General features: G+C 70.1%; 15 protein-coding genes. 13 read left to right on the top strand and 2 right to left on the bottom strand.

Going from position 1 to position 13,377, the window contains the following annotated elements; genetic code table 11:
- The 5 genes from thrC to VNR19_RS07165 all read left to right on the top strand — a co-directional run bounded on the left by thrC (position 1) and on the right by VNR19_RS07165 (position 5,723).
- Positions 1–1,110 carry a threonine synthase gene (thrC, locus tag VNR19_RS07145; RefSeq protein WP_325725287.1) on the top strand — a complete coding sequence of 370 codons (1,110 nt, stop codon included), beginning with the start codon at positions 1–3 and terminating at the stop codon, positions 1,108–1,110.
- Complete coding sequence (thrB, locus tag VNR19_RS07150; RefSeq protein ID WP_325725289.1) at positions 1,107–2,063, top strand: homoserine kinase; 957 nt, start codon at positions 1,107–1,109, stop codon at positions 2,061–2,063. The genes thrC and thrB overlap by 4 nt, the downstream gene beginning before the upstream one ends.
- A gap of 158 nt (positions 2,064–2,221) precedes the next feature.
- Positions 2,222–4,096, top strand: coding sequence for a transcription termination factor Rho (rho, locus tag VNR19_RS07155; RefSeq protein ID WP_325725291.1), 1,875 nt, complete (start codon positions 2,222–2,224; stop codon positions 4,094–4,096).
- Between the two features lie 29 nt (positions 4,097–4,125).
- Entirely contained in the window at positions 4,126–5,205 is a 1,080-nt protein-coding gene (prfA, locus tag VNR19_RS07160) for a peptide chain release factor 1 (protein ID WP_325725293.1), read from the top strand.
- A gap of 116 nt (positions 5,206–5,321) precedes the next feature.
- Positions 5,322–5,723 (top strand): phage holin family protein, encoded by a 402-nt coding sequence (locus tag VNR19_RS07165; RefSeq protein WP_325725295.1) that lies wholly within the window; start codon positions 5,322–5,324, stop codon positions 5,721–5,723.
- Between the two features lie 7 nt (positions 5,724–5,730).
- On the opposite strand, the gene epsC is transcribed toward VNR19_RS07165, so the two are convergent.
- Complete coding sequence (gene epsC / locus VNR19_RS07170; protein ID WP_325725296.1) at positions 5,731–6,300, bottom strand: serine O-acetyltransferase EpsC; 570 nt, start codon at positions 6,298–6,300, stop codon at positions 5,731–5,733.
- A gap of 1 nt (position 6,301) precedes the next feature.
- The gene (cysK, locus tag VNR19_RS07175) at positions 6,302–7,240 is read right to left on the bottom strand and encodes a cysteine synthase A (protein WP_325725298.1); all 939 of its coding nucleotides are present in this window, start codon (positions 7,238–7,240) and stop codon (positions 6,302–6,304) included.
- A gap of 105 nt (positions 7,241–7,345) precedes the next feature.
- On the opposite strand from cysK, the gene prmC reads away from it, so the two are divergent.
- The 8 genes from prmC to VNR19_RS07215 all read left to right on the top strand — a co-directional run bounded on the left by prmC (position 7,346) and on the right by VNR19_RS07215 (position 13,347).
- Complete coding sequence (prmC, locus tag VNR19_RS07180; RefSeq protein WP_325725300.1) at positions 7,346–8,227, top strand: peptide chain release factor N(5)-glutamine methyltransferase; 882 nt, start codon at positions 7,346–7,348, stop codon at positions 8,225–8,227.
- Between the two features lie 33 nt (positions 8,228–8,260).
- A complete protein-coding gene (locus VNR19_RS07185) occupies positions 8,261–9,031 on the top strand; it encodes an L-threonylcarbamoyladenylate synthase (RefSeq protein ID WP_325725302.1) in 771 nt (256 codons plus the stop codon).
- Positions 9,028–10,188, top strand: a complete 1,161-nt coding sequence (locus tag VNR19_RS07190) for an MraY family glycosyltransferase (RefSeq protein WP_325725304.1) — start codon at positions 9,028–9,030, stop codon at positions 10,186–10,188. Before VNR19_RS07185 ends, VNR19_RS07190 begins: the two co-directional genes overlap by 4 nt.
- Positions 10,185–10,715, top strand: a complete 531-nt coding sequence (locus VNR19_RS07195) for a Cg1360 family ATP-synthase-associated protein (protein WP_325725306.1) — start codon at positions 10,185–10,187, stop codon at positions 10,713–10,715. Before VNR19_RS07190 ends, VNR19_RS07195 begins: the two co-directional genes overlap by 4 nt.
- Before the next feature lie 155 nt (positions 10,716–10,870).
- Positions 10,871–11,680 (top strand): F0F1 ATP synthase subunit A, encoded by an 810-nt coding sequence (atpB, locus tag VNR19_RS07200; RefSeq protein WP_414684128.1) that lies wholly within the window; start codon positions 10,871–10,873, stop codon positions 11,678–11,680.
- 44 nt (positions 11,681–11,724) lie between these two features.
- The gene (atpE, locus tag VNR19_RS07205) at positions 11,725–11,961 is read left to right on the top strand and encodes an ATP synthase F0 subunit C (RefSeq protein WP_179491144.1); all 237 of its coding nucleotides are present in this window, start codon (positions 11,725–11,727) and stop codon (positions 11,959–11,961) included.
- Between the two features lie 25 nt (positions 11,962–11,986).
- A complete protein-coding gene (locus VNR19_RS07210; protein ID WP_325725309.1) occupies positions 11,987–12,556 on the top strand; it encodes a F0F1 ATP synthase subunit B in 570 nt (189 codons plus the stop codon).
- Positions 12,556–13,347 (top strand): F0F1 ATP synthase subunit delta, encoded by a 792-nt coding sequence (locus VNR19_RS07215; RefSeq protein ID WP_325725311.1) that lies wholly within the window; start codon positions 12,556–12,558, stop codon positions 13,345–13,347. Before VNR19_RS07210 ends, VNR19_RS07215 begins: the two co-directional genes overlap by 1 nt.
- Positions 13,348–13,377: the final 30 nt, after the last annotated feature.

The raw sequence follows: 13,377 nt of genomic DNA on the forward strand, positions 1-13,377 counted from the left end.
ATGGCACACGTCTGGCGCGGAGTCCTCCGCGAATACGCCGACCGGCTCGGAGCGACGGATGCCTCGACCGTCGTGACCCTCGGCGAAGGCGGCACGCCCCTGCTGCCCGCGCCCGCGCTGTCGCGCCGCACCGGCGCCGACGTGTGGGTCAAGTTCGAGGGCATGAACCCCACCGGCTCGTTCAAGGACCGCGGCATGACGGTCGCCGTCTCGCGCGCGATCGACCACGGAGCGAAGGCCGTCATCTGCGCGTCCACCGGCAACACGTCCGCATCCGCCGCCGCCTACGCCGCCCACGCGGGCATCACCGCCGCCGTCCTCGTGCCCGAGGGCAAGATCGCGATGGGCAAACTCAGCCAGGCGGTCGCCCACAACGGGCGCCTCATCCAGATCCGCGGCAACTTCGACGACTGCCTCGAGATCGCGCGCGAGCTCGCCGACAACTATCCGGTGCACCTCGTGAACTCGGTCAACCCCGACCGCATCGAGGGCCAGAAGACCGCGGCGTACGAGATCGTCGAGGTGCTCGGCGACGCGCCCGACTTCCACTTCATCCCCGTCGGCAACGCGGGCAACTACACCGCGTACTCGCGCGGCTACCGCGAGGAGGCGGAGCGCGGCGTCTCGACGCGCGTCCCGCGCATGTTCGGCTTCCAGGCCGAGGGCTCGGCGCCGCTCGTGCGCGGTGAGGTCGTGAAGAACCCCGAGACGATCGCGACGGCGATCCGCATCGGCAACCCCGCCTCGTGGGAGCTCGCCCTCGAGGCGCGCGACGCGACCGACGGCTACTTCGGCGCCATCGACGACGACCGCATCCTCGCGGCGCAGAAGATCCTCTCCGGCGAGGTCGGCATCTTCGTCGAGCCGGCGTCGGCCATCAGCGTCGCGGGCCTCCTCGACCGCGCGGAGGCGGGCGTCATCCCCGCCGGATCGCGCGTCGTGCTCACGGTGACGGGTCACGGCCTCAAGGACCCGCAGTGGGCGCTGCGCAACGCGGACGGCTCCCAGGTCCAGCCGACCGTGGTCGACGCCGCGACGTCGGAGGTGGCATCCGTTCTCGGCCTCGCCGCCGAGGCAGCCCACGGAACCCCCGCCGAGGCGAACGCGTGAGCACGCCGGCCGCCGCGAATCGCCCCGCCGAGGAGCGGAGCGTCATCGTGCGCGTGCCGGCGACGAGCGCGAACCTCGGACCGGGGTTCGACACGCTCGGGCTCGCCCTCAGCGTGTACGACGAGCTCGTGGCGACGCGGCTGCCCGAGGGCGAGCTCGAGATCACGGTGTCCGGCGAGGGCGCAGACGGCGTGCCGCGCGACGCGTCGAACCTCGTCGTCCGCTCGATCGCGTACGCGTACGAGGCGGTGGGGCGGCGGATGCCCGGACTCCGGCTCGAGGCGAAGAACGTCATCCCGCACGGGCGCGGCATGGGCTCGTCGGGCGCGGCGGTCGTGTCGGGCCTGCTCGCCGCGAAGGGACTCCTCGAAGGGGACGTCGCGCTCGGCCCCGAGACGCTGCTGCGCCTCGCGACGGAGCTCGAGGGGCATCCGGACAACGTCGCTCCGGCCCTGTTCGGCGGCCTCACGATCGCGTGGGTCGACGAGAACGGGCCGCAGCACAAGAAGCTCCTCGTGCACCGCGGCGTGTCGCCGCTCGTGTTCGTGCCGGACTTCACGATGTCGACGAGCGTCGCGCGCAGTCTGCAGCCGCTGCAGGTGCCGCGTGAGGACGCCGTGTTCAACGTCTCGCGTTCCGCTCTCCTCATCGCCGCGCTCACGCAGAGCCCCGAGCTGCTGCTGGCGGCGACCGAGGACAAGCTGCACCAGAACTACCGCGCTCAGGCGATGCCCGAGACCGACCGGCTCGTGCGGGCGCTCCGCGACGCGGGGTTCGCCGCGGTGGTCTCGGGTGCCGGTCCCAGCGTGCTCGTCCTCGCCGACGGACCGGGTCGGCGGCTCGAGGCGGCCGAGGTCGCCGCGTCCATCGCCGACACCCCGTGGGAGGCCCTGATGCTCGCCGTCGACTTCAAGGGTGGTACAGTGAGGGAGTACACGGAGGGTTCCACGTAGCCCGTGAATCTGGCCTCCGTCGCAAATCTGCGAAACCCCCCGCACGGCCCTCGCCGCGTCGAAGGACTCTGATCGCTCGACCACGCGCCGGGTTGTGACTCGTCGCGCTACGTGTCCGTGCGGACGCGTACATCATCCGTTTTCACAAGGGAGAACTCGTGGAGTCCATCTCCGAGATCCACGCCGCCGATGCTTCGACCGAGGAGCGCACAGACGCGCCCGAGGTCGCCGCGGAGGCGGCTGACACCGCGGCCGCGCCCGCCGCGCAGGCCACGCCTGCCGAGGAGGGCGCGCCCGCAGAGGCCGCGCCCGCAGAGGCCGAGGCACCCGCACCCGCCGACGCCGAGGCACCGGCCGCTCCCGCGAAGGCGCCGCGCAAGCGCGCTCCGCGCCGTGCGAAGAGCACCGACGCGAAGGCTGCTCCGGCCGCCGAGGCGAAGGACGAGGCCGCGCCCGCAGAGGCAGACCAGCAGGCTCCCGCCGAGACCCCGACCGAGGCGCCCGCCGAGGCCGCCGCCGTGACCCCCGTCGAGGGTGCCGAGGCTGCCGCCGACGAGAAGGCGTCCGTCGACGAGAAGGCCGCCGCCGAATCCGGCGACCAGCAGGCCGAAGGCCAAGGCGACGAGGCCCCGTCGCGCGGCCGCAACCGCAGCCGCAATCGCAGCCGCAACCGCGGCGGCCAGAACGGCCAGGCGGGCGGTCAGCAGGGCGGTCAGGCCGACGAGAAGAAGGCCGCTTCCGAGCCCGACGACGACGAGAAGAGCCAGGGCGGCCGCAACCGCCAGCGCAACAAGCGTCGCGGTCAGGGGGGTGCCGACGAGTTCGAGACCGAGATCGGCGAGGACGACGTGCTGATTCCGATCGCGGGCATCCTCGACGTGCTCGACAACTACGCCTTCGTGCGCACGACCGGCTACCTTCCCGGTCAGAGCGACGTTTACGTGTCGCTCGGCCAGGTGAAGAGGTACAACCTCCGCAAGGGCGACGCCGTCGTCGGCGCGATCAAGCAGCCCCGCGAGGGCGAGCAGTCGAGCCGCCAGAAGTACAACGCGCTCGTCAAGGTCGACGCGATCAACGGCCTGTCGGTCGATGACGCCGCGAACCGCGTCGAGTTCTCGAAGCTCACGCCCCTGTACCCGCAGGAGCGCCTGCGCCTCGAGACCGCGCCCGAGAAGCTGACCCAGCGGATCATCGACCTCGTCGCCCCGATCGGCAAGGGCCAGCGCGGCCTCATTGTCGCGCCCCCGAAGGCCGGCAAGACGATCGTTCTGCAGCAGATCGCGAACGCCATCGCGATCAACAACCCCGAGGTGCACCTCATGGTCGTGCTCGTCGACGAGCGCCCCGAAGAGGTCACCGACATGCAGCGCACCGTCAAGGGCGAGGTCATCGCGTCGACGTTCGACCGTCCCGCCGAGGACCACACCACGGTCGCCGAGCTCGCGATCGAGCGCGCCAAGCGCCTGGTCGAGCTGGGCCGCGACGTCGTCGTGCTGCTCGACTCGATCACGCGCCTGAGCCGCGCCTACAACATCACGGCTCCCACGTCGGGCCGTGTGCTGACCGGCGGTGTCGACGCCTCCGCGCTCTACCCGCCGAAGCGGTTCTTCGGCGCTGCGCGCAACATCGAGAACGGCGGATCGCTCACGATCCTCGCGACCGCGCTCGTCGAGACCGGCTCCAAGATGGACGAGGTCATCTTCGAGGAGTTCAAGGGCACCGGCAACAGCGAGCTGCGCCTGTCGCGCCAGCTCGCCGACAAGCGGATCTTCCCCGCGGTCGACATCAACGCGTCCTCGACGCGCCGCGAGGAGATGCTCCTGTCGCCCGACGAGGTCAAGATCACGTGGAAGCTGCGCCGCGCGCTCGCGGGCCTCGATCCGCAGCAGGCGCTCGAGGTCGTGCTCGGCAAGCTCAAGGAGACGCAGTCGAACGTCGAGTTCCTCGTGCAGATGCAGAAGTCGATTCCGACTCCTGCCCGTGACGGCCACGGCGGCGGGCACAGCCACGCGCACGACAACAGCATTCGCTGAGCCCGTCGAAGCGTGAACCGGGGGAGTCCGTGTTCGATTCGGTGAAGAGCCTGATCGAAGAGCACAAGGCCGTCCAGGCCGAGCTCTCCGATCCGGCCGTCCACGCCGATGCCGCGCGCGCGAAGCGCGTGAATCGGCGGTACGCCGAGCTGTCGAAGATCGTCGCCGCGTACGAGGCGTGGGTCGCGGCATCCGATGATCTCGAAGCCGCGCGCGAGCTCGCGAAAGAGGACGCGGCGTTCGCGGCCGAGGTCCCGCACCTCGAGGAGCAGCTCGCCGAGGCCCACGAGCGCCTGCGGCGGCTGCTCATCCCGCGGGACCCGGATGACGCACGCGACGTGATCATGGAGATCAAGCAGGGCGAGGGCGGTGCCGAGTCGGCGCTGTTCGCCGCCGACCTGCTGCGCATGTATCTGCAGTACGCGGCGTCGAAGGGCTGGAAGACCGAGCTGCTCGAGCGCAACGAGTCCGACCTGGGCGGCTACAAGGACGTGCAGATCGCGATCAAGGGCAACTCGTCCGACCCGGCGCAGGGGGTGTGGGCGCACCTCAAATACGAAGGCGGCGTACACCGCGTGCAGCGCGTACCGGCCACCGAGTCGCAGGGGCGCATCCACACCTCGACGACGGGCGTGCTCGTGTTCCCCGAGGTCGACGAGCCGGAAGAGATCCACATCGACCCGAACGACCTGAAGATCGACGTCTTCCGTTCGTCGGGGCCGGGCGGCCAGTCCGTCAACACGACCGACTCGGCGGTGCGGATCACGCACCTCCCGACCGGCATCGTCGTGTCGATGCAGAACGAGAAGTCGCAGCTGCAGAACCGCGAGGCGGCCATGCGCGTGCTTCGTGCCCGGCTGCTCGCGAAGCAGCAGGAGGAGCGGGAGGCTGCGGCATCCGACGCTCGCCGTTCTCAGGTGCGCAGCATGGACCGCTCCGAGCGCATCCGCACGTACAACTTCCCCGAGAACCGCATCGCCGACCACCGCACCGGATACAAGGCGTACAACCTCGACCAGGTGATGAACGGGGCGCTCGACCCGATCATCGAGTCCGCGATCCGCGCCGATGAGGAGGCGCGTCTCGCGGCCCTCGGCTCCGACGACTGAGCTGACCCTCCCGCCTCAGCCCCGCCGACATTGCGCGAACTGCGGCGGCGGTGCGTCCCGGACCACGGTTCGCGCAATCTCGGCGGGCTTCAGCCGCGCGGCGCTAGCCTGAGCACGTGATCGCCGCCCTCATCCGCGCCATGATCTTCGTCGTGTCGGCTGCCCTCGGCCTCATCGCGGCCGACCTGATCCTGCCGGGCTTCCACCTGCACTGGAACGACTGGTGGGGGATCCTGGTGGCGGTGCTGGTCTTCGCGGTGCTGCAGAGCATCCTCGCGCCGCTGCTGACCCGCTTCGCACGCCGCCGCGCGAACGCGCTGCTGGGCGGCATCGGCCTCATCTCCACGTTCGTCGCGCTGCTGATCGCGGTGATCCTCCCAGCGGCGGGGGTCGGCATCGACGGTCCCACCGCGTGGATCGTGGGCGCGCTCATCGTCTGGCTCGTGACGGCCGTCGCCACGTGGCTGCTGACGCCGCTGTTCCTCAAGGACGACGGGCGGCAGCGCGCAGGGCGCTGAGGTCGCGTCAGATCACGTACTCGGGCGTCGTGAGGATCGCGCGCGTGTCTTCGCCCGCCCGCCGCCGACGCGGCTTGGCGGGCACTCCGACGAGGACGCTGTCGGGCGGGGCGTCGCGCGTCACGACCGCATTGGCCCCGATGACCGATCCCGCGCCGATCGTGATCGGGCCGAGCACCTTGGCGCCGGCGCCGACGGCGACGCCGTCTTCGAGGGTCGGATGCCGCTTGCCGCCGTCGCGCGTGCGACCGCCGAGGGTCACGCCGTGGTAGAGCATGACGTCGTCGCCGATCTCGGCAGTCTCACCGATGACGACGCCCATCCCGTGGTCGATGAAGAAGCGGCGGCCGATCCGGGCACCGGGGTGGATCTCGATGCCCGTCAGCCAGCGCGTGATCTGAGAGCCTGCTCGCGCGATGAACCGCAGGCGTCGCTTCCACAGGGCGTGCCACACACGGTGCGCCCAGATGGCGTGCAGGCCGGGGTAGAGCAGCGCGATCTCGATGGATGAGCGCGCGGCGGGGTCGCGAAGCTTCGCCGCGGCGAGATCCTCGCGCACCCTCTGCCACGCACCCATGTCAGTCCTCGCGCAGGTCTTCGAACAGCGCCGTGGTGAGGTACCGCTCGCCCGTGTCGGGGACGATAACGACGATCTTCTTGCCGGCGTTCTCCGGCCGCTTCGCGACCTCGAGCGCCGCCCACACGGCCGCGCCGCTGGACATGCCGACGAGCAGGCCCTCCTTGACGGCGAGGTCGCGCGACACCGCGAGCGACGGCTCGAACTCGACGTCGATGACCTCGTCGATGACGCTGCGGTCGAGGATGGGCGGCACGAAGTTCGGTCCGATGCCCTGGATCTTGTGCGGGCCGGGGTGGCCCTCGGTGAGCATGGGGGAGTCCTTCGGCTCGACCGCGACGACCTTCACGTCGGGCTTGCGCTCCTTGAGCACCTGGCCGACGCCCGTGATGGTGCCGCCCGTGCCGATGCCGGCGACGAAGATGTCGATGTCGCCGTCGGTGTCGCGCCAGATCTCCTCGGCGGTCGTCTTGCGGTGGATCGCGGGGTTGGCCTCGTTCTCGAACTGCTTCGCGAGGATCGCGCCGGGCGTCTTCTCTACGATCTCGTTCGCGACGCGCAGGGACTCGGCCATGCCCTTCGTCGGGTCGGTGAGCACGAGCTCCGCGCCGAGCGCCTTCAGGAGCAGGCGACGCTCCTTCGACATCGAGGCGGGCATCGTGAGGATGACCTTGTAGCCGCGCGCGGCGCCGACCATCGCGAGCGCGATGCCGGTGTTGCCGCTGGTCGCCTCGACGATCGTGCCGCCCTCGCCGAGGGCGCCCGCCTCCTCGGCGGCGTTCACGAGCGCGATGCCCAGACGGTCCTTGACGCTGGACGCGGGGTTGAAGTACTCGAGCTTCGCGTACACCTCCGCGCCGACGCCCTCGGTGACGTGGTTGAGACGCACGAGGGGTGTGTTGCCGAACGCCGTGGTGATGTCGGAGTGGATGCCGGGCATGAGGCGCCTTTCGGGACGGAAATCGACTGCCGAACAACTCTAGGGGAGCGTCACCCCGCCCGGTGATTTTGTGACGAACCGCACCGCATAGGCTGGAGGGCGCCCATGGCCCACGAACCGCCCGCCGACCTCCCGCTCGCGTCCGTCCTGCGCGACGCCGTGGAGACCCTGTCGCGCGCGGGTGTGCCCGACCCCGACGTCGACGCGGTGCTGCTGGCGGCGCACGTCCTCGGCGGCGGGCGAGGAGAGATCGAGGCGGCCCGCGTCCGCGGCGACACGGTCACGCGCGAAAAGGCGGATGCGTTCGCCGACCTCGTGCGCCGCAGGGCGTCGCGCGAGCCGCTGCAGCACCTCACGGGCGTCGCGCCGTTCCGTCACCTCGAGCTCCGAGTGGGTCCCGGCGTGTTCGTCCCCCGGCCCGAGACCGAGATCGTGGCGCAGCTCGCGATCGACGCGCTGCGGGCCGTGGCATCCGCCGAACCCGTCGCCGTCGACCTCGGAACCGGAAGCGGTGCGATCGCGCTCGCGCTCGCGACCGAGGTACCGCACGCGCGCGTGTACGCGGCCGAGAACTCGGTCGACGCGTTCGTGTGGGCGAAGGAGAACTTCGCCCTCGTCGGGGCCGAGAACGCGCGGCTGGCTTTCATCGACCTGGAGCACGCCTTCCCCGAGCTCGACCGCACGGTCTCGGTGCTCGTCTCCAACCCGCCGTACGTGCCCGACGACGCGATCCCGCGCGACCCCGAGGTGCGCTTCTTCGACCCGCCGGCCGCGCTGTACGGCGGACCGGACGGGCTCGACGTCGTGCGTGTGCTGAGCGACGTGGGCATGCGGCTGCTGCATCCGGGCGGGTCCCTCGTGATCGAGCACGGCGAGTGGCAGGGCGAGCCGATCCGCGAACTGCTCTCGGCGGCCGGGTGGCGGGCGACCGCGACGCACCAGGACCTCACGATGCGCGACCGCGCGACGACCGCGGTCCGCCCGTGATCGCTCCCGCGGGGAATCTAGACTGGGCTGGACATGTCCTCCCCCCTCTACGACTGCCGCGATGAGGCGCAGCTGCTCGCCGGGATGCGCCACGCGCGTCAGGCGATCGGCCGCGGCGAGCTCATCGTGATGCCCACCGACACGGTGTACGGCGTCGCCGCCGACGCCTTCAACGCTGCCGCCGTGCAGCGCCTGCTCGACGCGAAGGGCCGCGGCCGCCAGTCGCCGCCGCCCGTGCTCGTGCCGGGCATCCGCACGCTGCGCGCGTTGGCGGCCGAGGTCCCCGAGCCGGTGGAGCGTCTCGTCGACGCGTTCTGGCCCGGCGGGCTGACGATCGTGCTGCGCTCGCAGCCGTCCCTCTCGTGGGACCTGGGCGACACGCACGGCACGGTCGCCGTGCGCATGCCCGCCAACCGCATCGCGCTCGAGCTGCTCGAAGAGACCGGCCCCCTCGCCGTGTCGAGCGCCAACCGCACGGGGCTGGCCGCCGCGATCTCGGCGGACGACGCGGAGCGGATGCTCGGTGACAGCGTCGCCGCGTACCTCGACGACGGACCGTCGACGACCGGCATCGCCTCCACCATCATCGACGCGACGTCGCTCGTGGGCGCCGGCGGCGAGGGCGAGGCCCGCGTGCGCGTGCTGCGCGAAGGCGCCGTCACGCGCGACGACCTGCGCGCCGTGCTCGGCGACCTGCTCGAAGACGACTCGGCTCAGGAGGACGACTCGACCCAGCAGGACGACTCGACCCCGGAGGGGGCCGACGCCTCCTCGACCGGACAGCCCCGCGGCGGCACCGAGTGAAGCAGTACGTCTTCATCGTCATCTTCACCGCCGCCGTCACGCTGGCGATGGCGTGGACCGTGTGGCGGCTCAGCTTGAAGTACAAGCTCTATCCGGGCATCCGCGAGCGCGACGTGCACAAGACTCCCACCCCGAGGCTCGGGGGCGTCGCGATGTTCATCGGCGTCGTGGCGGCGTTCGCGGTGTCGTCGCAGCATCCGTACTTCGCGATCTTCTGGGAGCGCCCCGAACCCGTCTACGCGATCCTCGTCGCGACGCTGCTGATCGTCGCGGTCGGTGTCGCAGACGACCTGTGGGATCTCGACTGGATGATCAAGCTCGGCGTGCAGTTCCTCGCTGCGGGCATCATCGCGTGGTTCGGCAAGCTGCAGATCCTGTCGATCCCGATCGGCGGGCTCGTGATCGTGTCGCCGTGGCAGAGCTTCATCCTCACGGTGCTGTCGATCGTCGTCGTCATGAACGCGGTGAACTTCATCGACGGCCTCGACGGGCTCGTCGCGGGCGTGTGCCTCATCGCGAACAGCGTCTTCTTCGCGTACTCCTACATGCTCGTGCGCGACACGGGCGCGAGCACGTACTTCAACCTCGCCTCGTTCATCGCAGCGGTGCTCATCGGCGCGTGCATCGGGTTCCTGCCGATGAACTGGAGCCCGGCGAAGCTGTTCATGGGCGACTCCGGCGCGCTCATGCTCGGCCTGCTCATGGCGTGCTCGGCGATCGCGATCACGGGCCAGCTCGAGCCGTCGCTGCTCAACCCCGACGAATTCGGCCGCTCGCAGCTGCTCGGTGCGTTCATCCCGATCCTGCTGCCGGTTGTCGTCGTCCTGCTGCCGCTGCTCGATTTCGGCCTTGCCGTCGTGCGGCGCATGAGCAAGGGCAAGTCGCCCTTCTCACCCGATCGAAAGCACCTGCACCACCGGATGCTCGACATGGGCCACTCCGACCGCGACGCGACGCTCATCTTCTACGCGTGGACCGCGATCGTCGGACTCGCGGTGCTCCTCATGTACATCGGAACGCAGGACGACTGGGCGGGCGGCTACCTGTTCGGCGTCGCGTTCGGAGTCGTCGGCGTCGCCGCGTGCCTCGTGATCACCTTCCTTCCCTCGCGCCGGCGCGTGCCTGCGCGCCAGCCTGTCCTGGAGGACGCCCGATGAGTTCCAGCCCCGTCTCGAGCACGCCCGTCCTGCGCACCGTCCTGATCTGGTCGGCCGTCGTCACCGGCGCGCTCCTGGTCGTCGCCGCCGTCGTCGGCTTCCTCGTCGCCGGCACGACGGGTCTGTGGAGCGCGCTGCTCGGCGTGCTCCTCGCGGCGCTCTTCCTCGGCATCACCGCCGCGAGCATCCTCATCGCGAACTGCTGGTACGGCGACCCGCTGTACGTGCCGATCTTCTTCGGGATCGTCCTGGGCGGGTGGATCCTCAAGCTCGTGCTGTTCATCGTCGCGCTCATCGTGCTGCGCGGACAGCCGTGGATCGAGCCGATGGTCTTCTTCGTCGCGGTCGTCGTGAGCGTGCTCGCGTCGCTCGTGGTCGACGTGGTCGTGCTCACGCGCATGCGCATCCCGCACGTGAGCGACACGACACTGCCGACGACCGTGGAAGAGCCGGATGCGGCACCCCGCGCATCCGGTTCATCCCGTTCATCGGAATCCGACGCGGACGCGGAGGGGAGGGGCGCGTAATCAGCGCGCCTGTGAGTTTGATAGGCTGATCTGGCGCCCGCTTGCTCGCCTTCTGAGCGCCTGCGGAGTGACGCTCACCAACCCAATCGTCGCACCGGATCTTCTCCGGTGCCCCGAAGCTGGAGCCAGCGCTGTCTACTCACATTGCGACTCTCATCGCCCACACCGCCGCTGAGGACGGGGGCGGGTTCCACGGTCCCTCGATCGAAGAATTCTTCCCGGACGCGCTGATCACCTTCCCCGACATCGTCCTGTTCGGCGCGCCGCTCACGATCAACCGGATCCACGTCATCCAGTTCATCGCGACGATCGCGCTCGTGCTGATCTTCTGGCTCGGGACGCGCCGCATGAAGGTCGTGCCCGGCCGGTTCCAGAGCCTTGTCGAGATGGGACTCGACTTCGTGCGCATCAACATCGCGCACGACCTGCTCGGCCGCAAGGACGGCGATCGCTTCCTGCCGCTGCTGACGACGATCTTCTTCATGATCCTGTTCATGAACATCACGGGCATCATCCCGTTCATGAACATCGCCGGCACGGCGATCATCGCGGTGCCGCTCACGCTCGCCGTCATCAGCTACGTGACGTTCATCTACGCGGGCATCAAGAAGAGCCCCAAGAACTTCGTCAAGAACTCGCTGTTCCCGTCGGGCGTGCCGTGGCCGATCTACTTCATCGTCACGCCGATCGAGCTCATCTCGACCTTCATCGTGCGGCCCGTGACGCTGACGCTCCGACTGCTCATGAACATGATGGTCGGCCACCTGCTGCTGGTGCTGTTCTTCGCGGCGACGCAGTTCTTCCTCTTCGACCTCGGAGGCTGGTGGTCGGCGCTCGCGGCGGGCAGCCTCGCATTCGGCTTCGTCTTCACTCTGTTCGAAATCCTGGTGGCCGTCCTCCAGGCGTACGTCTTCGCTCTCCTCACCGCGGTCTACATCCAGCTCGCGGTCGCGGAAGAGCACTGAGCGGGTCGGCCCAAAGCCGCCCATAACCGAAAGGAAACACCCCCGTGGACGCAACTACGGTTCTCGCCGAGGTTCAGGGTTCCATCGCGACCGTCGGCTACGGCCTCGCGGCGATCGGCCCGGCCATCGGCGTGGGCATCGTCGTCGGCAAGACGATCGAGGGCGTGGCGCGCCAGCCCGAGCTCGCCGGCCGCCTGCAGGTGCTCATGTGGATCGGTATCGCCTTCACCGAGGCGCTGGCCTTCATCGGCATCGCGACCGGCTTCATCTTCGGATTCTGATCGCGACTCGACCTAAGGAGACAGGATGCTGAACGCTCTTGTCGCGTACGCCGCGGAAGAGGGTGCTCCCGAGCACAACCCTCTCATTCCCGCGTGGTACGACATCATCTGGTCGCTGGTGTGCTTCGTCATCATCCTCTTCCTCTTCTGGAGGGTCGCCCTCCCGAGGATGAAGAAGCTGCTCGACGAGCGCAGCGCCGCGATCGAGGGCAACATCGCGAAGGCAGACGAGGCCCAGCGCCGTGCCGAGGCCGCGCTCGAGGAGTACACCGCCCAGCTCGCCGAGGCGCGCAAGGAGGCCGGTGAGATCCGCGACGCCGCCCGTGAGGACGGTCGCAAGATCATCGCCGAGGCGAAGGAGACGGCGTCCGCCGAGGCTGCGCGCCTGACCGCGTCCGCGCACGCGCAGATCGAGGCGGAGCGCCAGGCGGCCCTCGTGTCGCTGCGCAGCGACGTCGGCTCGCTCGCGCTCGACCTCGCCGGCGGCGTGATCGGCGAGACGCTCTCCGACGACGCGAAGGCCAAGGCGGTCGTCGACCGCTTCCTCTCCGAGCTCGAGGCGTCCGAGGCCGCGGCTCAAGGACAGAGGGCGTAATGGGCAGTGCGACCACTCAGGCCCTCGCGGCGACGACGGCGGCGCTCGACGCCGTGTCGGGTGTCGACCTCGACGTGGCCCGCGAGCTGTTCGCCGCGGCGCGCGCCGTGGGCGACACGCCGCAGCTGAGCGGTGCGCTCGCCGACTCCGCCGCGGAGCCGGCGGCGCGGACGAAGGTCGTCGACGACGTCTTCGGCTCGCGCCTGTCGCCCGCGACGGTCTCCGTGCTGAAGACCGCGGTCGAGCAGCGCTGGTCGACGGCGAGCGATCTCGTCGACGGCATCGAGGAGCTCGCGATCCGCGCAGCGGCCAAGTCCGACCCCGGCGCCGACGTCGAGGGGGAGCTGTTCCGCTTCTCGCGCACGGTCGCCGAGAACGCGGAGCTCGAACTCGCGCTCGGCAGCCGTCTGGGCGACGCCGAGGCGAAGGGCGCCCTCGTGGAGCGGCTGCTCGGAGGACGCGCGAGCGGAGCCACGACGCTCATCGCCGCATCCGTCATCCAGCGCCCGCGCGAGCGTCGCGTGCGCCAGGTGCTCGCCCGTGCGATGAAGATCGTCGCCGACGAGCGCGACCGCACCGTCGCGACGGTCTATGCGGCCGCACCGCTCGGCGCGGCACAGGCCGACCGGCTCGCCGCAGCGCTGTCCAAGCGCTACGGCAAGAAGGTGTCGGTGAACACCGTCGTCGACCCGTCGGTCGTCGGCGGTCTGCGAGTGGAGATCGCGGATGACGTGATCGACGCGAGCGTGTCGTCCCGCCTCGCCGACCTGCGCCAGAGGCTGGCCGGCTAGCAGACTTCCCGCCCGTCCCGGGCGGAGACT

The organism is Microbacterium sp., assembly GCF_035556355.1.
Lineage (GTDB): Bacteria > Actinomycetota > Actinomycetes > Actinomycetales > Microbacteriaceae > Microbacterium.

Coding starts and splice junctions, on each gene's coding strand:
- epsC (WP_325725296.1), bottom strand. CDS start 6,300: ATGGGTGCGTGGCAGAGGGTGCGCGAGGATCTCGCCGCGGCGAAGCTT.
- VNR19_RS07215 (WP_325725311.1), top strand. CDS start 12,556: ATGGGCAGTGCGACCACTCAGGCCCTCGCGGCGACGACGGCGGCGCTC.
- prmC (WP_325725300.1), top strand. CDS start 7,346: ATGGCCCACGAACCGCCCGCCGACCTCCCGCTCGCGTCCGTCCTGCGC.
- thrC (WP_325725287.1), top strand. CDS start 1: ATGGCACACGTCTGGCGCGGAGTCCTCCGCGAATACGCCGACCGGCTC.
- VNR19_RS07185 (WP_325725302.1), top strand. CDS start 8,261: ATGTCCTCCCCCCTCTACGACTGCCGCGATGAGGCGCAGCTGCTCGCC.
- cysK (WP_325725298.1), bottom strand. CDS start 7,240: ATGCCCGGCATCCACTCCGACATCACCACGGCGTTCGGCAACACACCC.
- VNR19_RS07195 (WP_325725306.1), top strand. CDS start 10,185: ATGAGTTCCAGCCCCGTCTCGAGCACGCCCGTCCTGCGCACCGTCCTG.
- VNR19_RS07210 (WP_325725309.1), top strand. CDS start 11,987: ATGCTGAACGCTCTTGTCGCGTACGCCGCGGAAGAGGGTGCTCCCGAG.